The 18,758-nt window shown below is 72.6% G+C and carries 14 protein-coding genes and 1 pseudogene; 9 read left to right on the plus strand and 6 right to left on the minus strand.

Going from position 1 to position 18,758, the window contains the following annotated elements:
* Window positions 1-13 precede the first annotated feature (13 nt).
* The 6 genes from tal to ACFY3I_RS01955 are packed head-to-tail and all read left to right on the plus strand — an operon-like array spanning window position 14 to window position 6,774.
* Window positions 14-1,156, plus strand: coding sequence for a transaldolase (gene tal / locus ACFY3I_RS01930; protein ID WP_390858900.1), 1,143 nt, complete (start codon window positions 14-16; stop codon window positions 1,154-1,156).
* The gene (gene zwf / locus ACFY3I_RS01935; protein ID WP_365288495.1) at window positions 1,156-2,724 is read left to right on the plus strand and encodes a glucose-6-phosphate dehydrogenase; all 1,569 of its coding nucleotides are present in this window, start codon (window positions 1,156-1,158) and stop codon (window positions 2,722-2,724) included. Before tal ends, zwf begins: the two co-directional genes overlap by 1 nt.
* Entirely contained in the window at window positions 2,721-3,656 is a 936-nt protein-coding gene (gene opcA / locus ACFY3I_RS01940) for a glucose-6-phosphate dehydrogenase assembly protein OpcA (RefSeq protein ID WP_390858901.1), read from the plus strand. The genes zwf and opcA overlap by 4 nt, the downstream gene beginning before the upstream one ends.
* On the plus strand, window positions 3,649-5,289 hold the full coding sequence (pgi, locus tag ACFY3I_RS01945) for a glucose-6-phosphate isomerase (RefSeq protein ID WP_390858902.1): 1,641 nt from the start codon (window positions 3,649-3,651) through the stop codon (window positions 5,287-5,289). The genes opcA and pgi overlap by 8 nt, the downstream gene beginning before the upstream one ends.
* A 6-nt stretch (window positions 5,290-5,295) precedes the next feature.
* Window positions 5,296-6,174: a phosphogluconate dehydrogenase (NAD(+)-dependent, decarboxylating) gene (gene gnd / locus ACFY3I_RS01950; protein WP_365288571.1), complete on the plus strand. Its 879-nt coding sequence runs from the start codon at window positions 5,296-5,298 to the stop codon at window positions 6,172-6,174.
* A gap of 6 nt (window positions 6,175-6,180) precedes the next feature.
* Window positions 6,181-6,774 (plus strand): histidine phosphatase family protein, encoded by a 594-nt coding sequence (locus tag ACFY3I_RS01955; RefSeq protein WP_365288489.1) that lies wholly within the window; start codon window positions 6,181-6,183, stop codon window positions 6,772-6,774.
* 186 nt (window positions 6,775-6,960) lie between these two features.
* Here the strand turns inward: ACFY3I_RS01955 and ACFY3I_RS01960 are convergent, their stop codons facing one another.
* A complete protein-coding gene (locus ACFY3I_RS01960; protein ID WP_390858903.1) occupies window positions 6,961-8,826 on the minus strand; it encodes an ArnT family glycosyltransferase in 1,866 nt (621 codons plus the stop codon).
* A 290-nt stretch (window positions 8,827-9,116) separates the two neighbouring features.
* Here ACFY3I_RS01960 and ACFY3I_RS01965 point away from each other — a divergent pair.
* Window positions 9,117-9,776: pseudogene (locus ACFY3I_RS01965) on the plus strand (TetR/AcrR family transcriptional regulator); the annotation flags it as partial.
* Window positions 9,777-9,819: 43 nt separating this feature from the next.
* Here the strand turns inward: ACFY3I_RS01965 and ACFY3I_RS01970 are convergent.
* Window positions 9,820-10,125 (minus strand): hypothetical protein, encoded by a 306-nt coding sequence (locus ACFY3I_RS01970; protein WP_390858904.1) that lies wholly within the window; start codon window positions 10,123-10,125, stop codon window positions 9,820-9,822.
* Between the two features lie 227 nt (window positions 10,126-10,352).
* Here ACFY3I_RS01970 and ACFY3I_RS01975 point away from each other — a divergent pair, with 227 nt between their 5' ends.
* Complete coding sequence (locus ACFY3I_RS01975) at window positions 10,353-11,357, plus strand: acyl-CoA desaturase (RefSeq protein ID WP_390858905.1); 1,005 nt, start codon at window positions 10,353-10,355, stop codon at window positions 11,355-11,357.
* A gap of 86 nt (window positions 11,358-11,443) precedes the next feature.
* On the opposite strand, the gene ACFY3I_RS01980 is transcribed toward ACFY3I_RS01975, so the two are convergent.
* Genes ACFY3I_RS01980 through wecB form a run of 4 tightly spaced genes read right to left on the minus strand, consistent with a single transcriptional unit; the run spans window position 11,444 to window position 17,187 of the window.
* Window positions 11,444-13,630 (minus strand): glycosyltransferase, encoded by a 2,187-nt coding sequence (locus ACFY3I_RS01980; RefSeq protein WP_390858906.1) that lies wholly within the window; start codon window positions 13,628-13,630, stop codon window positions 11,444-11,446.
* A complete protein-coding gene (locus ACFY3I_RS01985) occupies window positions 13,627-15,435 on the minus strand; it encodes a hypothetical protein (protein ID WP_390858907.1) in 1,809 nt (602 codons plus the stop codon). The genes ACFY3I_RS01980 and ACFY3I_RS01985 overlap by 4 nt, the downstream gene beginning before the upstream one ends.
* Window positions 15,435-16,106, minus strand: a complete 672-nt coding sequence (locus tag ACFY3I_RS01990) for a class I SAM-dependent methyltransferase (RefSeq protein ID WP_390858908.1) — start codon at window positions 16,104-16,106, stop codon at window positions 15,435-15,437. Before ACFY3I_RS01990 ends, ACFY3I_RS01985 begins: the two co-directional genes overlap by 1 nt.
* Entirely contained in the window at window positions 16,099-17,187 is a 1,089-nt protein-coding gene (wecB, locus tag ACFY3I_RS01995; RefSeq protein WP_365288475.1) for a non-hydrolyzing UDP-N-acetylglucosamine 2-epimerase, read from the minus strand. The genes ACFY3I_RS01990 and wecB overlap by 8 nt, the downstream gene beginning before the upstream one ends.
* A 101-nt stretch (window positions 17,188-17,288) precedes the next feature.
* Between wecB and ACFY3I_RS02000 the strand changes: the two genes are divergently transcribed.
* Complete coding sequence (locus ACFY3I_RS02000) at window positions 17,289-18,710, plus strand: glycosyltransferase family 4 protein (RefSeq protein ID WP_390858909.1); 1,422 nt, start codon at window positions 17,289-17,291, stop codon at window positions 18,708-18,710.
* Window positions 18,711-18,758 lie beyond the last annotated feature (48 nt).

Here is an 18,758-nt window from a genome sequence, read left to right on the forward strand (position 1 = left end):
TCAGTAGAGGAAGATGATCACTGTGACCGAAGCAACCGCCACCGCGGGAGCACTGAAGCGCCTGTCCGACGAGGGCGTCTCGATCTGGCTGGACGACCTGTCGCGCAAGCGGATCAGCACCGGCAACCTCGCCGGGCTCGTCGGGGACCGCCACGTCGTGGGCGTGACCACGAACCCGTCGATCTTCCAGGCCGCCATCGGCTCCGGTGAGGGGTACGAGGAGCAGCTCGCCGACCTGGCCGTGCGCGGCGTCACGGTCGACGAGGCGGTGCGGATGATGACCACGCAGGACGTGCGGGCCGCCGCCGACGTGCTGCGCCCGGTGTACGAGGCGACGGGCGGCCGGGACGGCCGGGTGTCGATCGAGGTCGACCCGCGCCTCGCGCACGAGACCACCGCCACCGTGGCCGAGGCCCGTCAGCTGGCCTGGCTGGTCGACCGCCCCAACGTGATGATCAAGATCCCGGCGACGAAGGCCGGTCTGCCCGCGATCACCGCGGTCATCGCCCAGGGCATCAGCGTCAACGTCACGCTGATCTTCTCGCTGGAGCGCTACCGCGAGGTCATGGACGCCTACCAGGCCGGTCTCGAGCAGGCCGCCGCCAAGGGCCTGGACCTGGCCGCCATCCACTCGGTGGCCTCCTTCTTCGTCTCCCGCGTCGACGCCGAGATCGACAAGCGGCTGACCGTCCTCGGCACGGACGAGGCCCTCGCCCTCAAGGGCAGGGCCGCGCTGGCGAACGCGCGACTGGCCTACGAGGCCTACGAGCAGGTCTTCGCCGGAGACCGCTGGAGTGCCCTGGAGTCGGCGGGCGCCAACCGGCAGCGCCCGCTGTGGGCCTCCACCGGCGTCAAGGACCCGTCGTACAAGGACACCCTCTACGTCGACGAGCTGGTCGCGCCCGGCACGGTCAACACCATGCCGGAGGCCACGCTCAACGCCACCGCCGACCACGGCGACGTCCGCGGCGACACGGTGACCGGCGGCTACGAGCAGGCCCGCGCCGACCTGGCGGCCGTCGAGCGGCTGGGTATCTCCTACGACGAGGTCGTGGGCAAGCTGGAGGACGAGGGCGTCGCCAAGTTCGAGGTGGCCTGGCAGGAGCTGCTGGACGCCGTCACGAAGTCCTTGAACAGCAAGGGAGTTGACGCGTAATGAGCAAGAAGGACAAGGAGGCGCGGGTGCCGGTGGCGCCCGCCGCCGACTGGGACAACCCGTTGCGGGACGCGCGCGACCGGCGGCTGCCGATGGTCGCCGGGCCGTCCGGCCTCGTCATCTTCGGTGTGACCGGTGACCTGTCCCGCAAGAAGCTGATGCCGGCCGTCTACGACCTGGCCAACCGGGGCCTGCTGCCCCCGGGCTTCTCGCTCGTAGGCTTCGCCCGCCGGGACTGGGAGGACCAGGACTTCGCGCAGGAGGTGCACGACGCGGTCCGCGAGCACTCCAGGACCCCGTTCCGCGAGGAGGTCTGGCAGCAGCTGGCCCAGGGCATGCGGTTCATCCCCGGTGACTTCGACGACGACACCGCGTTCAAGCAGCTCAAGGACGCCGTCGACGAGCTGGACGGCTCCCAGGGCACCGGAGGCAACTTCGCCTTCTACCTCTCCGTGCCGCCCAAGTTCTTCCCGAAGGTCGTGCAGCAGCTGAAGAAGGTCGGGCTGGCGACCCCGCCGGCCGGGGCCTGGCGGCGGGCGGTCATCGAGAAGCCGTTCGGCCACGACCTGGCCTCCGCGCAGGACCTCAACCGGGTCGTGCACGACGTGTTCGACCCGGACCAGGTGTTCCGGATCGACCACTACCTGGGCAAGGAGACCGTCCAGAACATCCTGGCGCTGCGCTTCGCCAACCAGATGTACGAGCCGATCTGGAACCGCAGTTACGTCGACCACGTACAGATCACCATGGCCGAGGACATCGGCATCGGCGGCCGGGCGGGGTACTACGACGGCATCGGCTCGGCCCGTGACGTCATCCAGAACCACCTGCTCCAGCTGATGGCGCTGACCGCCATGGAGGAGCCGATCGCGTTCGACGTGGACGCGCTGCTCACCGAGAAGCTGAAGGTCCTCAAGTCGGTGCGGCTGCCGGAGGACCTGGGCAAGCACACCGTGCGCGGCCAGTACGCGGCCGGCTGGCAGGGCGGCGAGAAGGTCATCGGCTACCTCGAAGAGGACGGCATCGACCGCAAGTCGAAGACCGACACCTACGCCGCCGTCAAGGTCGAGATCGACAACCGCCGCTGGGCGGGCGTCCCCTTCTACCTGCGCACCGGCAAGCGGCTCGGCCGCCGGGTGACGGAGATCGCCGTCGTCTTCCAGCGGGCCCCGCACTCGCCGTTCGACTCGACGGCCACCGAGGAGCTGGGCGAGAACGCGATCGTCATCCGGGTCCAGCCGGACGAGGGCATGACCGTCCGGTTCGGCTCCAAGGTGCCGGGCACCTCCATGGAGATCCGGGACGTGTCGATGGACTTCGCCTACGGCGAGTCGTTCACCGAGTCGTCTCCGGAGGCGTACGAGCGGCTCATCCTGGATGTACTCCTCGGTGACGCCAATCTGTTCCCCCGTCACCAGGAAGTGGAAGAGTCCTGGAAGATCCTCGACCCGATCGAGACGTACTGGGCGAAGCACGGCAAGCCCGCGCAGTACGAGTCGGGCAGCTGGGGACCCAAGGAAGCCGACGAGATGCTCGCACGAGACGGACGGAGCTGGCGCAGGCCATGAAGATCGACCTGACCGACACCACGGCAAGCAAGATCAACAAGGCGCTGGTGCAGGGCCGCCGCGCCATCGGAACCCCCGCGGTGGGCATGGTCCTGACGATGGTCATCGTCACGGACGAGGAGAACGCCTACGACTCGATCAAGGCCGCCGAGGAGGCCTCGCACGAGCACCCCTCGCGCACCCTGGTCGTCATCAAGCGGCACGCCCGCACGCTGCGCGACCGCACCGCCTCCCGCCTGGACGCGGAGGTCCGCGTCGGCTCCGAGGCAGGCACCGGCGAGACGGTCGTGCTGCGGACCTACGGCGAGGTCTCCGACCACGCCGACTCGGTGGTGCTGCCGCTGCTGCTGCCGGACGCCCCGGTCGTCGTGTGGTGGCCGGTGGAGGCTCCCGACAACCCGTCCAAGGACCCCCTCGGCGCCCTCGCCCAGCGCCGGATCACCGACCTGTACGCGGTCGAGCGCCCGATGGAGGTGCTGGACGCCCGCGGCCGCAACTACGCGCCCGGCGACACCGACCTGGCCTGGACCCGGCTGACCCTGTGGCGGTCCATGCTGGCCGCCGCCCTCGACCAGGCCCGGTCCGCCGTGACCTCGGCGGCCGTCGAGGCCGAGGCGGACAACCCCAGCGCCGAACTCCTCGCCCGCTGGCTGGAGGCCCGCCTGGGCGTCAAGGTGGACCGCGTGGTCTCCCCCGGCCCGGTCGTCACGGCCGTCCGGCTCGGCACCGCGGGCGGTGACATCGTCATCGACCGCCCCGAGGGCCCGCTGGCCACCCTCACCCTGCCCGGCCAGCCGCCGCGCACCCTCGCGCTGAAGGTCCGCGCCACCTCCGAACTGATCGCCGAGGAACTGCGCCGCCTCGACGCCGACGAGATGTACGCCATCGCCCTGCGCGGCGAGGCCACCAAGGAGACCGCTTCCGATGTCTGACACCCCCCGGCTCACCGAGCGGCCCGAGTGGGCCGCCCTGGAGGACCACCGCGCCCAGGGCCGGCCGGTCCTGCGTGAGCTGTTCGCGACGGACCCGGCCCGCGCCGAGCGTTACGTGGTACGCGTCGGCGACCTGCACATCGACTACAGCAAGCACCTGATCACGGACGAGACGCTCGTCCTGCTCCAGGAACTGGCCCGCGCCACCGACGTGTTCGGGCTGCGGGACGCCATGTTCCGCGGCGAGAAGATCAACATCACCGAGAACCGGGCGGTGCTGCACACCGCGCTGCGCGCCCCGCGGGACGCGGTGGTCGAGGTCGACGGCGAGAACGTCGTACCGCAGGTGCACGCGGTCCTGGACAAGATGAACGGCTTCGCCGACCGCGTCCGCTCCGGCGAGTGGACCGGGCACACCGGCAAGCGCATCAGGAACGTCGTCAACATCGGCATCGGCGGCTCGGACCTCGGTCCCGCGATGGCCTACGAGGCGCTGCGGGCCTTCACGGCACGCGAGCTGACGTTCCGGTTCGTGTCCAACGTGGACGGCGCCGACCTGCACGAGGCGACCCGCGACCTGGACCCGGCGGAGACGCTGTTCATCGTCGCGTCGAAGACGTTCACCACGATCGAGACGATCACCAACGCGACCTCGGCGCGGAAGTGGCTGCTCGACGGCCTGGACGGCGACGACAAGGCGGTGGCCAAGCACTTCGTGGCCCTGTCGACCAACTCCGAGAAGGTCACCGGCTTCGGCATCGACCCGGAGAACATGTTCGAGTTCTGGGACTGGGTCGGCGGCCGCTACTCCTACGACTCCGCGATCGGCCTGTCGCTGATGATCGCCGTCGGCCCGGACCGCTTCCGCGAGATGCTCGACGGTTTCCACCTGGTCGACGAGCACTTCCGCACCGCCCCCGCCGAGTCCAACGCGCCGCTGCTGCTGGGCCTGCTGGGCATCTGGTACGGCGACTTCTTCGACGCCCAGTCGCACGCGGTGCTGCCGTACTCCCACTACCTGTCGAAGTTCACGGCCTACCTCCAGCAGCTGGACATGGAGTCCAACGGCAAGTCGGTGGACCGCGAAGGCCGTCCGGTGGACTGGCAGACGGGCCCGGTCGTCTGGGGCACGCCCGGCACCAACGGGCAGCACGCCTACTACCAGTTGATCCACCAGGGCACGAAGCTGATCCCGGCGGACTTCATCGGCTTCGCCGAGCCCGTCGCCGAGCTGAGCGGTGAACTCAGGGCGCAGCACGACCTGCTGATGGCGAACTTCTTCGCCCAGACGCAGGCGCTGGCCTTCGGCAAGACCGCCGAGGAGGTCCGCGCCGAGGGCGTCGCCGAGGAGCAGGTCGCCCACCGCACGTTCCAGGGCAACCACCCGACCACGACCGTCCTCGCCCGCGAGCTGACGCCGTCCGTGCTGGGCCAGCTGATCGCGCTCTACGAGCACAAGGTGTTCGTCCAGGGCGCCGTCTGGAACATCGACTCCTTCGACCAGTGGGGCGTCGAGCTCGGCAAGGTCCTCGCCAGGCGCATCGAGCCGGCCCTCACCGAGGGCGCGGACGTCCCCGGTCTCGACCCGTCCACCAGCGCCCTCGTCTCGACGTACCGCACACTCAGGAAGTGAAGTGACATGCAGCTCGGACTGATCGGTCTCGGCAAGATGGGCGGCAACATGCGCGAGCGGATCCGCCGCGCCGGCCACACCGTCATCGGCTACGACCGCAACCCGGACGTCTCCGACGTCAAGTCCCTGGAAGAACTCGTCGGGCAGCTCGACGCGCCGCGCACCCTCTGGGTGATGGTGCCGGCCGGCACCGCCACCCAGTCCGTCATGGACGAGCTCAAGGACCTGCTGTCCGAGGGCGACACGGTGGTCGACGGCGGCAACTCCCGCTGGACCGATGACGAGAAGCACGCCGCCGAACTCGGCATCAAGGGCATCGGCTTCGTCGACGCCGGTGTCTCCGGCGGGGTGTGGGGCCTGCAGAACGGCTACGCCCTGATGGTCGGCGGCACCAAGGAGCACGTGGAGCGGCTGCAGCCGATCTTCGACGCGCTCAAGCCCGAGGGCCCGTACGGCTACGTGCACGCCGGCAAGGTCGGCGCCGGGCACTTCTCCAAGATGGTCCACAACGGCATCGAGTACGCCATGATGCAGGCCTACGCCGAGGGCTGGGAGCTCCTGGAGAAGGTCAAGTCGGTGGACAACGTCCGCGAGGTGTTCCGCTCCTGGCAGGACGGCACCGTCATCCGCTCCTGGCTGCTCGACCTCGCGGTCAACGCCCTGGACGACGACGAGCACCTGGACAAGCTGAAGGGCTTCGCCCAGGACTCCGGCGAGGGCCGCTGGACCGTCGAGGCGGCCATCGACAACGCGGTGCCGCTGCCGGCGATCACCGCCTCCCTGTTCGCGCGGTTCGCGTCCCGCCAGGACGACTCCCCGCAGATGAAGATGATCGCGGCGCTGCGCAACCAGTTCGGCGGCCACGCGGTCGAGTCGAAGGAGTAGCGCGCCGTGGGGGACCTTCTTCTGGTCCGCCACGGTGAGACGGAGTGGAGCCTGTCGGGCCGGCACACCAGCTGGACCGACCTGCCCCTGACCGGGCACGGCGAGGAACAGGCCAAGTCCCTCGCCCCGCTGCTCACCGGCCGGACCTACGCACTGGTTCTGGCCAGCCCGCTGCACCGCGCGACCCGCACGGCCGAGCTGGCCGGCCTCGACGGGGTCGTCTCCGACCCCGACCTGCACGAATGGGACTACGGCGGCTACGAGGGCATCACCACGGCGGAGATCCACCGCTCCCGCCCCGACTGGTACCTGTGGACCGACGGCGTGCCGCCGGGCCCGGCCGGGCACCCCGGCGAGTCGCCGGAGCAGATCGGGGCCCGCGCCGACCGGGTGCTCGCCACCGTGGAACGGGCGCTCGCCGACGGCGGCGGTGACGTGGTGCTGGTGGCGCACGCGCACTTCCTGCGGGTGCTCACCGCCCGCAGGCTGGGCCTGCCGCCGGCCGAGGGCCGGCTGTTCCAGCTGGCGACCGGGACGGTCAGCCGGTTGTCCATGGAACACGGGTGGCCCGTGGTCGCCGAGTGGAACAAGCAGCCGTAGACAGTTCTCCGAACGGCCCGTCGGTGACCACCGACGGGCCGTTCGCACGTGCCGGGGTCTTCCCCGCCCCCGGAGCACCTGTCCGATGGGTGGGCTTCCACCGGATCCCCGGGGCCACCGCCGTCCCGGTCCTGCCGCCGCCGCTCGTCCTCCTCTTCCTCCTCTTCCTCTCCGGGGGCCGACCGGTCACCCGCCCGGCCCGCAGCGGTAGACCGTGTAGCCCGAGACGGGGACTGGCGCGCAGTGGCCGAGCACCCAGCGCATCAGGGCGCGCCCCGGGGTCCTGGCACCCCGGGCGCGACGGGTGAGGTCGGCGCGGCCCAGGACCACGTACCGGAGCCCGCCGGTGGCGATCAGGTGGTGGAAGGCCGGGGCGGCGGGGTAGGGCACACGGGCCGTGAAGCCGCCGACCGGCAGGACCGGGGCGTCGGCCGCGAGGATGTACGGTGCCGCCGCCTGCCAGCGGGGCACGGCCGCCAGATACCTGGCGCCGTCGCGACGTGCGGTGAGGTAGGCGAGCACCCGCCGCTGGGCCGGGGTCAGCGCGGAGGCGGGGTTGTGGACGCGGACGCTGTCCGGGCCCACCCGGCCGAAGCCGCCGGGCTGGTTGTAGCGCAGGGACAGCGCGGACGCGGACCACACCGTGGGGACGACGAGGACGGCGGCGAGCGCGAGGGCGAGGCCGGTGCGGTGCCGGGACCGCCGGTCCGCGACCAGCAGCGCGAGGCCCGGCAGGCACAGGCCCGCGGCGACGGCGGCCGACCACGGGAAGAAGCGCGGACAGGTCAGGGCGAGCGCCGCGCACCAGGCGACGTCGACCGCGAACACCGCGCACAGCAGCCGGCGCCCGCGCACCTGTGTCACGCCGGCCGCGGCCAGGGCGGACAGGGCCACCGCCACCACCCCCATGTAGTAGGTGTGCCCGGTCACGCTGCCGAAGCTGAAGACCAGGAAGAAGGTCACCAGCCAGACGCCCCACATCAGGTGTCCGGCCAGGGCGGGGTCGGTGCGCGGGACGCGGCGCCGCCACAGCGTCACCAGTCCGGCCGCCAGGCCGAGCGCCGCCAGCGGATACAGCCAGCCGGTCTGGGTGGCGATTCCGGGGCTGAACATCTTCCAGGCGCCGTCCCCCATGCCCGCCGGCACCCTGCCGTGCGCCCGGTCGGCGACGATGCTGCCGGTGCCGGCCGCGTCGACGCCCAGCTCCCGGAAACGGGTCAGGAAGTTGTATCCGACCACCAGCCCGAACGGCGAGTTGTCGGTCGTGCCGTCCAGGTAGGGGCGGGCGGCCGACGGGGTGAGCGTGGCGACCAGCATCCAGGACAGGGACACCGCCAGCATGACCGCCCCCGACACGGCCAGGTCGCGGATCCTGCGGCGCAGTGACGTCGGCGCGGCCACCAGGTAGGGCACGGCCAGCGCGGGCAGCACGGCCCAGGCTTCCAGCATCTTGCACTGGAAGGCCACCCCGACCCAGCCGCCCGCCAGGACGAGGGTGCGCAACCGGGCGCGGGCGGTGGCCCGTTGGGCGGCCTCGGCGGCCAGCAGCAGCACCGTCACGAACGGCGCGTCCTCGGTGACGGACCGGGCCAGGCCCACCGTCACGGGGGTGAGGGTGAGGAACAGGGCGGCCAGCAGTCCGGCCGTCGGGCCCGCCCAGCGGCGTACCACCACGTGCAGCAGCAGGACGGCGGCGACGCCTTCCAGGGCCTGCGGGATCACCAGCGCCCAGGGGTGGAAGCCGAACAGCAGCGCCGACAGGGCCTGCGGCCACAGGAATCCGGGCAGTTTGTCGAGGGTGATGGAGCCCGCCGGGTCGAAGGAGCCGTAGAGGAAGGCGAGCGGACTGTCGGTCATGCTGCGGACCGCGCTCGCGTAGAAGGCGTGGTAGGCGCTGTGCCAGATGCCCCAGAAGTACAGGAGCGCGGCGACGGCGGCGACGGCGCCGAGCAGCGGGCGCTCGTGGCGCTCGGCCCAGGTCCGCGCCGGGGTCGGCGGAGGCGGCGGGGGCGGGACACGGACGTGCGGCGCGGTGACGGCTGGGCTCGGCATCGGAGGCGGCCTCCAGGACTCCCGGATTCCAGGACTTCCGGTACGTCCTGGATCGCTACGGCCTCTAGGACGGGCGGAAGTCGACGAAGGTCACATCCGGAACGGTAAGAACATTCCGGACCTTCGTGAGTATCCGCCGACGTGCCGTCACGCGGCCGGAATCCGGGCCGTGTCTCACCCGCCTCTCACCGCGGGCTCACCCCGTCCCCCACCACGGGCTCACCCGGCGGCCGGGCCGGGCCCGCCTTCTAGAATCGCCGGCACCGGAGCCGCACTCCCGAAGGAACCCGATGACGAGCGTCGACGAACCGGCACAGACAGGCGGACGGGTCCGCGACGCCGCCCGCACCCGGACCGAGATCCTCGACTTGGCCACGCGGGAGTTCGCCCGGGCCGGCTACGACGGCGCCCGCGTCGACGAGATCGCGGCCCGCACCCGCACCACCAAGCGGATGATCTACTACTACTTCGGTGGCAAGGAGCAACTGTTCACGGCGGCCCTGGAACGGGCGTACGGCGTGATCCGGGAGGCCGAGCAGCAGCTGGACGTCGAACACCTCGACCCGGTCGCGGCGATCCGCAAGCTCGCGGAACTCACCTTCGACCACCACGAACGGCACCCCGACTTCGTCCGCCTGGTCGGCATCGAGAACATCCACGGCGCCGGGCGCATCAGGGCCTCGGACAAACTCGGCACGATCGGCTCGCCGGCCCTGGAGGTGATCCGCCGGATCCTGCACCAGGGCCGGGAGTCCGGCCTGTTCACGTCCGACGTCGACGCGGTGGACCTGCACGCGATGATCAGCTCGTTCTGTTTCTTCCGGGTCGCGAACCGGGCCACGTTCGGCGCCCTCTTCGGCCGTGACCTGGTGGACCCGGCGCGGCGCGGGCACTACCGGACCATGCTCGGCGACATGGTGATCGCCTACCTCACCGCGGAGCGGGCGGCACCCCCCGTGTCCGCCCGGACCGGTGCCCGGGCGGACACGGCCGTCACCCCGCGGCGGCCTCCCGGATGAGCGGCTCGAACTCCCGCCGCACGTAGACGTCGAACGGCTCCGACAGCGCCCCGTCGATCACTCGCCGCACCCGGTGCCCGGCCGCGAACTCCTTGATCCCGGCCCGGGATTCGGGCCCCACCCCGCCGCCGATGATCAGCACCCCGAACTCCCCGGTGGCCAGCAGGCTCCTGGCCTCGTCGTCGGTGCTCACCCCCTCGGCCTCGAAGCCGTCCGCGCGCAGCGTCGCCAGCACGGCCCGCACCCTCGCGGGCATCCTCCCGAGCACCAGTGTCCTCATGGCCGTTCCCTCCCGTAGCTCGGCGTCAGCGCAGTCGACTCTAGAACCTCGAGCGGACTTGAGATCAAGCGTTCCGGCCGTGCGGCGACGCCGATTTGGTCCCGCGCCGTTCACACCCTGGACATGAGTGGTGACCTGCGGGGATGCCGTCCGGTGCGATGGTGTGCCGTAGGCCGCCGGTCGGTCCGGCACCGTGTCCGACACCCTTGAGCAATGGCGGGGAACCGATGAACCCGAGCAAAGCCGATCGTTTGGAACACACCGTCGCCGACGGCGACGCCGAGACCGCGTCAGGGGCCAGGCCGCTCCTGGACGCCCCGCAGAACGCCGCGGCCGGCGTCGCGATGTGGATCTTCGTCATCGGCCCGCTGCTCTGCCTGGTCGTCGCCGTGCCGCTGGTGTGGGGACGGGGCCTGTCCGCGCTGGACGTCACCATGGCCGCGGTCGCCTACCTGGTGTCGGGTTTCGGCCTCACGGTCGGCTACCACCGCCTGTTCACACACCGGTCGTTCAAGGCGAAGCGGGGCCTGCGGATCGCCCTGGCCGTCGCGGGCTCGCTGGGGGTCGAGGGCTCGCCGGTGCAGTGGGTCGCCAACCACCGCCGCCACCACGCCTTCTCCGACCGCGAGGGCGACCCGCACTCCCCCTGGCGTTTCGGGACCGACACGCGGGCGCTGCTCAAGGGGCTGCTGCACGCGCACATCGGGTGGATGCTCAAGCGCGAGCTGAGCAACCGGACCAGGTTCGCGCCCGACATCGCCGCCGATCCCGACCTGCGCCTGATCGGCCGGCTGTTCGGTCCGCTGACCGTCGTCTCGCTGCTGGCTCCCGCACTGGTCGGCGGGCTCGTCACCGGGACCTGGGCGGGTGCGCTGACCGGGTTCTTCTGGGCCGGTGTGATGCGGATGGCGCTGCTGCACCACGTCACCTGGTCGGTGAACTCGGTCTGCCACGTGACGGGCAGGCGCCCGTTCGCCAGCCGGGACAAGGCCACCAACTTCTGGCCGCTCGCGCTGCTGTCCTTCGGCGAGAGCTGGCACAACTCGCACCACGCCGACCCCACGGGCGCGCGGCACGGCGTACTGCCGGGTCAGATCGACCCGTCGGCCCGCCTGATCTGGATGTTCGAGAAGCTGGGCTGGGCGCACGACGTCCGCTGGCCGAGCCCGGACCGGCTCAGCGCCCGCCTGCTGCCCGAACCGGCCGCCGCCCAGCAGGAGTCCGCGGCCTGACACCCCTTGCCCCGGCACCCAGTACCCGGTACCCGCCCACGGCGCTCGCGCCGTGGGCGGCCCCGCGACCGCGACCGGAGGCCGGCTCAGCCGGAGACCAGCAGGTCCGTCCACTGCCCGGCCACCCGGTCCAGCGAGAAGCCCTCGCGTACCTGCCCGCGGGCCGTCTCCCCGGCCGTCCGCCAGTCCTCCCGCTCGCCCAGCCGAGCGATCGAGTCGGCCATCGCCTCCGGGGTGTCGTGGATCCAGCGCCGGTCGTAGATCTCGTCCGCGCCCGGCCACGGCAGCAGCGCGGGCACCGCGCCGGAGGCCATGCCCTCGGCCGGGGCCAGGTGGAAGCTCTCGTCGTCGCTGGTGGACAGGACATGCCCGACGCGGCGCAGCCAGTTCGGCACGTCCGGGCCGAACCGGTCGAAGACGACGGCCCCTTCGAGCAGCGGTGAGGTCTGCATGCGGCGCAGGATCGCCTCGTAGTGGGCGCGTTCCTCGGGCTTGTTCCAGATCCACCAGTACTCCCACGGCGGCTTGGACTTGACCGAGAGGTGCCAGCGCCGGTCGTGGGCGCGCAGCGCCTCCAGCACGTCGAGCCCGAGGTCGAGGCGCTTGCGGCTGGGCGCGATGCCGATCATGCCGAGGCGGTGGTGGGCGCCGGGCGCCTTCGGCCGGTCGAGCTGGTCGACGTCGACCCAGTTGCCGATCGTGGTGATCTTCGAGGCGGGCCAGCCGGTGCGCTCCCGGGTGCTGCGGGCGTAGTAGGGGCTGACGCAGACCACTTGGTCGACGGCGTCGATGTCGACCTGCTGCGGGTAGCCGGCGTCGAGTTCGAAGCGGTGCAGGCGGACGATCAGCCTGCTGCCGCGCCGCTTGTGGCGGCTGTACCAGACCGCCGCCGGACCGCACCACTCGACGACCACCACATCGGCCCAGTCGGCGAGTTCACGGCTGGCGACCGGGTCGTGCTGGGCGAGTGCGGGCCAGGCGTCGACACGTACGTCGAAGCCGGGCAGGGCGCGGAAGTGGTCGAGCAGCCGGGTGAGGAACTTGAGGTCGTGGCCGGCCACGCCGATCCGCAGCGGGCGGCCGCGGGAGGCGACGGCGGCCGGCGCGGCGGGGAAGGCGCCGTCGAGGTGGGCACGCCAGCGGGCCGCCGCGGCGTCCATCGTGTACTGCCGGGCCGCCGCCGCGCACCGCTCGGCCGCGAGCTGCCTGGCCCCCGCGTCGCGTACGCCCGCGGCGACCGCGTCCACCGCGTCCGCGAGGGCGGCGTCGCCGGGCACGAACAGCGGGTAGTCGGTGCCGAGGAGTGCCTCGTGGGCGGGGGTGCGGTTGAGCACGACGGGCAGGCCGAGGGAGCCGAACTCCAGCACTTTGGTGGAGAGTTCGAGGCTGGAGTCGAGGGAGGAGTCGCGCCAGCCGAGGCCGAGGTCGCAGTCGGCCGCGATCCGCATGGCCTCCTCGCGGGGCACCCCGCCGTGGTGGACCACCCCGGGGGTGGTGCGCAGCGCCTCGGCCATGGCGGTGTCGAAGCCGGGGTGGGCGGCATCCTTGTGGATCTTGTCGCCGACGGCGTGGAGTTCGGCCCGGATGCCGCGCTCGGCGAGCCGTGCGGGCAGCAGGGTCATGGGCAGGGTGTTCCAGCGGGGCGCGAACTTGCCGGTGTAGACGAGGCGTACGGGATCGTGCGGCGCGTCGCGGCGCGGCACGGCGAAGCCGGGGTCGGGCACCGCGGGCGGGCAGAGCACGGCCCGGCCACAGGCCTCCGGCACCCAGGCCTCCAGGAAGCAGCGCAACTCCTCCGTCTGGCACAGCAGTTGCCGGGACGCGCCGGCGATGCGGGCCAGGTCGGCGCGGTCCTGCTCGGTCATCTCGGCCGGGGACTGGGGGATGTCCGTGAGATAGGCCCAGATGCGCCCGTCGAAGCGGCCGTCGCCGACGATCTGCTTGACCAGCCGGCGGCCGCGCAGCACCAGCAGGTCGCAGGGCTCCTCCGCGTCGAGCCGGGTGAGCAACTGCGAGGCCTGGTAGGGGGACAGGGGATGCGCGCCCTGGCCCGGGACGAGATGTTCCTCGTACGGGCGGACCACGGTGACGCCCGGCAGTCCTGCCAGCGGGTCGGTCAGCCGGCCGGTCTCCACGGGGGCCTTCAGGACGAGCCGGGTCCGGCAGCCCGCGCGGGACAGCGCCTGCACCGTCGACTGGGCCCAGACGGCGGAACCGTCGATGAGGTTGAGGTCCACGTCGCCGTAGACGAGCGCCCGGAGGGTGCGGGTCATGAGGGTTCCTTTCCACGCACGGCGAACAGGCGGTGCCCGGCCCGCGACCAGTTGTCCGGCGGGGTGCCGGAGTCCAGCAGGGCCCGGCGGACGAGCAGCGGTGTCAGGGTCGGCACGAAGGCGTAGTCGTCGGAGGCGGGGGTGCGGCCCACCGCGTCGGCGCCGGAGAACTCCTGGGCGCAGAGCAGGTCGAGCAGCAGGGTGTCGGGACGGTCCTCGGTCAGGTCCGTCCAGTCGGCGACCCAGGGCGCGGTGGGCGCCCCGGAGTGCACGGTGACCGCGGCGGCGGTCAGTTCCCCGAGGTCGAGTCCCGCCGGGTCGGCGACGACCACCTCGACCGGCCGGTGCAGCTGGCAGAGCGTCTGGGCGACGAGCCGGGCCACGTCGGTGGCGTTCCGGGGCGCGGCCAGGACGGCGACCCGGCGTTCGGCCGTCGGGTCGGGGGCCCCGGCCAGCGCGGCGAGGCGGCCCAGCCGTACCCGGGTGCTGTCCGCCTGGAAGACGTCCCGGAGCCGGTCGCGGCCGTCGGTGACCGGGTCCAGCCGGGCCAGCGCCGTCCCGGTGTCGCCGTCCAGGACGGCGTCCCAGGGGAGCCTGGACAGACCCGGCGCGGACGAGGCCGGACCGTCCCGCCACAGCACCGCCTTCCGGCCCAGTCCCCTTGCCTGACCGATCAGTTCGGCGAGGCACCGGTCCAGGTCGGGGGCGTGGCCGGTGCCGGTGAGCGTCCAGGGACCGGCCTCGCCGGTGCACGCGCCCAGCTGGACGAGGAAGACGTCCGGGTCGGTGCGCTCGACCAGCAGCCGGCCGTCGTGCGGCAGCACCTGGCTGACCACGGCGTCGGCCGCGAAGTCGGCGGCGGTGCGGTCGGTCAGCACGCCGGTGATCACCAGCCGGTCGCGGGGTGCCACGGACAGGGCGCGGTGGGAGAGGTGGAAGCGGTCGTCGCCGGGCGCCTCCGGTACCGGGGCGGCGCTCGCGGCCCGCACCGGCCGCCCCTTGGCCTTCCGCTGCCGCCACAGCCCGTACAGTTCCCCGGGCAGCCGGGTGGCGCCGCGCTTCGGCGACCGGGCCGCCGACACCAGCGCCTTGCCGACCCGCAGCGAGGTCGAGCCCTCCAGCATGGCCACCCGGGCCTCCAGCACCCCGTTCCTGGCCCGGGCCCCGCGCAGGGCGGAGGAGAGCTGGTCCTTGTCGCGCAGGGCGGCGGCCAGCCGTTCGGCGAGGCCGTCCTCGCGGGCGGTCTCCAGGGCGCGGGCGCTCTCCTCGGCCGCCCGCTCCAGGTCGATCAGCCGGGCCCGCTGGGAGCGGGAGACGAAGTCGGCGAGCACGTACTCGTCGGCGATCCGCAGGGCGGTGGCGAAGCCGTCGGCCGGCAGGGGGCGCCCGAACCAGTCGTGCGGCGGCAGGAGTTCCTCGGTGCAGGCGAACACCGCGCCCGCGTGCAGATGCGTGTAGCCGAGCGCCGCGGCGTGCAGCACCTGGCAGCGGTGGGCCACCAGCGCGTCCAGGAGCCGGTGGTAGGGCAGGTCTGTGCCGGGATGGCCGAAGACGATCAGGCCGCGGCCGCCGGGCCGCATCCGTTCCAGGGCGGTGAGGCAGTCCGTCTCGTCGCCGTGCAGGGCGGGGTCCGGGCCGTGGCAGAGGAGCATCAGCTCCCCCTCGCCGACCGGCCGTTCGTGCCGGGTCAGGTCGACGCCCGGCGGAAGGTGCAGGTAGGGGTCGAGACGCAGGCCGCCGCTCGTCGCGTCCACGACCGAGGTCACATCGTTCAGGTGCGGGTGGAGCAGATCCGTCAGGCGCATCAGCTGGTCCTCGTGAAGACGTGGAAGCCGACCCGGTTCTCGCGGAAGCCGTAGGGCCGGAAGAGGGAGTGGGTCAGGCCCACGGGCTCGAGTTCCTCGCGGTAGGCGGCGATCGGCCGGTGCACGATGTAGTCGCCGCGCTCCACCGATTCGTCGGTGTCCTCGTCGGTGACGATCAGCCGGCCGGTGAGGCGGACCAGCGAGGCGAGGTTGCGCAGTCCGGCCGCCCACCGCGCGTCGTCCATGACGTGGAAGAGGACGTCGACGCCCATCACCACGTCGTAGAGCCAGGGGCTGCGCCACTCGTCGAGGGAGGCGAGGCTGTAGCGGGGGCCGCCGCCCTCGGCCCGGGCCTGGGCGATGGCCTCCTCGCTGGCGTCGAAGGCGTCCACGTGGTGGCCGCAGCGGGCCAGTGCGCGGGCGAAGTGGCCCTTGCCGCAGCCGGCGTCGAGCACGAACAGCGGGGAGGCCGGGCTGGACAGGTCCCCGATCAGGGTGAGGAGCTGGCCGAGGCGTACCGCGTAGAAGATCTCGTTGCCGGGCCGGTCGAGGCCGATGTGGCCGCCGGAGGCGAGGTCGTCGCGCTCGCGGTGGCGGGTGTCCCAGTAGCTGCGGACGGTGTGCCCGAGGGGGCGGGGACCGTCGGGGCGGGTGCGGGTGGCGTCAGTCATGGCGCTCCAGCCACTCGGTGAGCACGCGGGCGATGCGGGGGCCGGCCTTGCCGTCCCACAGCGGTGGGCCCTCGGGGCCGGCGGTGGGACGGCCGTCCAGGACCTTGCGCAGGGCGGGCACCAGTTCGCCGTGGCTGACCAGGCGGTTGGTGCCGTGGGTGACGGTGACCGGGCGTTCGGTCGTGGTGCGCAGTGTCAGACAGGGGACGCCCAGCACGGTGGTCTCCTCCTGGACACCGCCGGAGTCGGTGATCACGGCGGCGGCGCCGCGCACCAGGCCCATGAACTCGACGTAGCCGAGCGGTTCGAGCAGGTGGATGCCGGGCGCGTCGGCGAGGCCCGCCGCACGCAGCGCCTCCCGGCCGCGCGGGTGCAGGGGCACGGCCAGGTCGAGCTGGCCGGCCGCCTCGGTCAGGGCGCGGGCGGCGGCCGCGGCCGCCTCGGGGTCGTCGACGTTGGCCGGGCGGTGCAGGGTGACCACGCCGTAGCGTTCGGGCAGCGCGTGGGCGGCGCGCGCGGCGGCCGGGTCGAAATGGTCCAGATGGGTGAGCAGGGTGTCGATCATCGGGTTGCCGACGAGGTGCACCCGGCCCGGGTCGGCGCCCTCGCGGGCGAGGTGGCCGACGGCCTCCGGGCTGGTCGCGAAGAGCAGTTCGGCCAGCTGGTCCACCAGACGCCGGTTGACCTCCTCCGGCATCGTCATGTCGAAGCTGCGCAGGCCCGCCTCGACGTGCGCGACGGGGATGGAGAGCTTGGCGGCGGCCAGCGCGGCGGCGAGGGTGGAGTTCACGTCGCCGTACACGACGACCAGGGCCGGGGCGCGGGCCAGCAGCTCGCGCTCCAGCGCCACCAGCAGGTCGGCGGTCTGCCCGGCCTGGCTGCCGGAGCCGACGCCGAGATCGGTGTCCGGGGCGGGCAGGCCCAGCTCCCGGAAGAAGACGTGCGACATCCGTTCGTCGTAGTGCTGGCCCGTGTGCACCAGGACCTGGTCGTGCCCGGTGGTGCGCAGGGCGGCGACGACGGGCGCGGCCTTCACGAAGTTCGGTCTGGTCCCTACGACATGGAGTACGCGGCCGTTCATGTCGTACGTTCTCCGCTCTGTCGGCCTACCTTGACGACATGGCCCGACTTCTGTTCCGTCCCGTGCCGCGCCGTGTTCTCTGGATCCCCCGTGCACTCAGCTTGGCCGCATCCGTCGCATGGGGCGAGTTGCGCGGCGACCCGGCCCGGGCGGCGCTGCTCGGGGTGCGGCTGCTGCCGGTACGGGTGCGGCGCGGGCTGCGGCCGGTCGAGCGGCGGCTCGCCGGCCGGGCCCGGACGGCCGGTCCGGCCGCGGCGCCGTCCGCCGCCCGGGTGCGGCCGCCCGCGGGGCGGCCGGTGCGTCCCGAGCCGGGCCGGGTGCTGCATCTGGTCACCAACGGGCTGCCGTTCAAGCACGCCGGCTACACGGTGCGCACCCAGGCCCTCGCCGAGGCCCAGCGGGCGGCCGGGCTGGATCCGCACGTGGTGACACGTGTCGGGTTCCCGGTGGCGCAGGGGGTCCTGGACGCCCGTCCGCTGCAGATCGTGAACGGGGTGCCGCAGCACCGGCTGCTGCCGCTGCTCCTGCCGTACGGGCAGGGCCCGGTGCTGGCCCGCAACGCGGAGCTGGCCGGACGCCTGGTGGAGCGGCTGCGGCCCGCGGTGCTGCACGCGGCGACCGACCACGGCAACGGGCGGGTGGCGCTGGCCCTGCGGGAGACCTACGGGCTGCCGGTGGTGTACGAGGTGCGCGGTTTCCTGGAGGAGACCTGGCTGACCCAGGCGGCGGGCCGTACTCCGGACGACCGGACCTACCGTGCGCGGCGCGCCCTGGAGACGTACTGCATGCGCCAGGCCGACCTGGTGCTGACGCTCGGAGCGGCGATGAAGGCCGAGATCGTGTCCCGCGGGGTGCCGGAAGACCGGGTCCTGGTGGTGCCCAACGCGGTGGACGACACCTTCCTCGCCCCGCCGCCGGACGGGGCGGAGCTGCGCGCCCGGCTCGGCATCGCGGCGGACGACTACGTGGTGGGCACCGTCAGCACCCTTACTCCACACGAGGGAATCGGCACATTGCTCCATGCGGGTGCCGAACTGCGCCGCCGGGGGGTACCGCTGCGGCTGCTGATCGTCGGTGACGGACCCGAGCGCGGGGCGCTGGAGGCACTCGCCGAACGGCTGGGGCTCGGCGCCGGCGTCGCGTTGTTCACCGGGCGCGTGCCGCACCGCCAGGTGCGCTCCTACCACGCGGTTCTCGACGTCTTCGCGGTGCCGCGCACCGACGAACGGGTCTGCCGTCTGGTCACCCCGCTCAAGCCGGTCGAGGCGATGGCGAGCGGTGTGCCGGTCGCGGCCAGCGATCTCACCGCGCTGCGGGAAGTTGTCCAGCCGGAGGTCAACGGACAGCTGATCACGCCCGAATCCCCCCATGCTTGGGCAGAAGCTCTCGAAGTATTGCTTTACAGTCGAGAACGGCGGCATGAATGGGGAGCATCCGCCCGCGCTCTGGTGGCGCGTGATCGCACCTGGAAGAGGGTCGCTGCCACGACCCGAGAGGCGTATCGCGCTCTTGGAAGTGTCTGAGGCCCGCCGTCGCCCGGAATCGCACCGTCCGGGCCCTTCGGATCCACA

It is taken from the genome of Streptomyces sp. NPDC001068, assembly GCF_042897315.1.
Lineage (GTDB): Bacteria > Actinomycetota > Actinomycetes > Streptomycetales > Streptomycetaceae > Streptomyces.

Coding starts and splice junctions, on each gene's coding strand:
- tal (WP_390858900.1), top strand. CDS start 14: ATGATCACTGTGACCGAAGCAACCGCCACCGCGGGAGCACTGAAGCGC.
- zwf (WP_365288495.1), top strand. CDS start 1,156: ATGAGCAAGAAGGACAAGGAGGCGCGGGTGCCGGTGGCGCCCGCCGCC.
- opcA (WP_390858901.1), top strand. CDS start 2,721: ATGAAGATCGACCTGACCGACACCACGGCAAGCAAGATCAACAAGGCG.
- pgi (WP_390858902.1), top strand. CDS start 3,649: ATGTCTGACACCCCCCGGCTCACCGAGCGGCCCGAGTGGGCCGCCCTG.
- gnd (WP_365288571.1), top strand. CDS start 5,296: ATGCAGCTCGGACTGATCGGTCTCGGCAAGATGGGCGGCAACATGCGC.
- ACFY3I_RS01960 (WP_390858903.1), bottom strand. CDS start 8,826: ATGCCGAGCCCAGCCGTCACCGCGCCGCACGTCCGTGTCCCGCCCCCG.
- ACFY3I_RS01970 (WP_390858904.1), bottom strand. CDS start 10,125: ATGAGGACACTGGTGCTCGGGAGGATGCCCGCGAGGGTGCGGGCCGTG.
- ACFY3I_RS01975 (WP_390858905.1), top strand. CDS start 10,353: ATGAACCCGAGCAAAGCCGATCGTTTGGAACACACCGTCGCCGACGGC.
- ACFY3I_RS01980 (WP_390858906.1), bottom strand. CDS start 13,630: ATGACCCGCACCCTCCGGGCGCTCGTCTACGGCGACGTGGACCTCAAC.
- ACFY3I_RS01985 (WP_390858907.1), bottom strand. CDS start 15,435: ATGCGCCTGACGGATCTGCTCCACCCGCACCTGAACGATGTGACCTCG.
- ACFY3I_RS01990 (WP_390858908.1), bottom strand. CDS start 16,106: ATGACTGACGCCACCCGCACCCGCCCCGACGGTCCCCGCCCCCTCGGG.
- wecB (WP_365288475.1), bottom strand. CDS start 17,187: ATGAACGGCCGCGTACTCCATGTCGTAGGGACCAGACCGAACTTCGTG.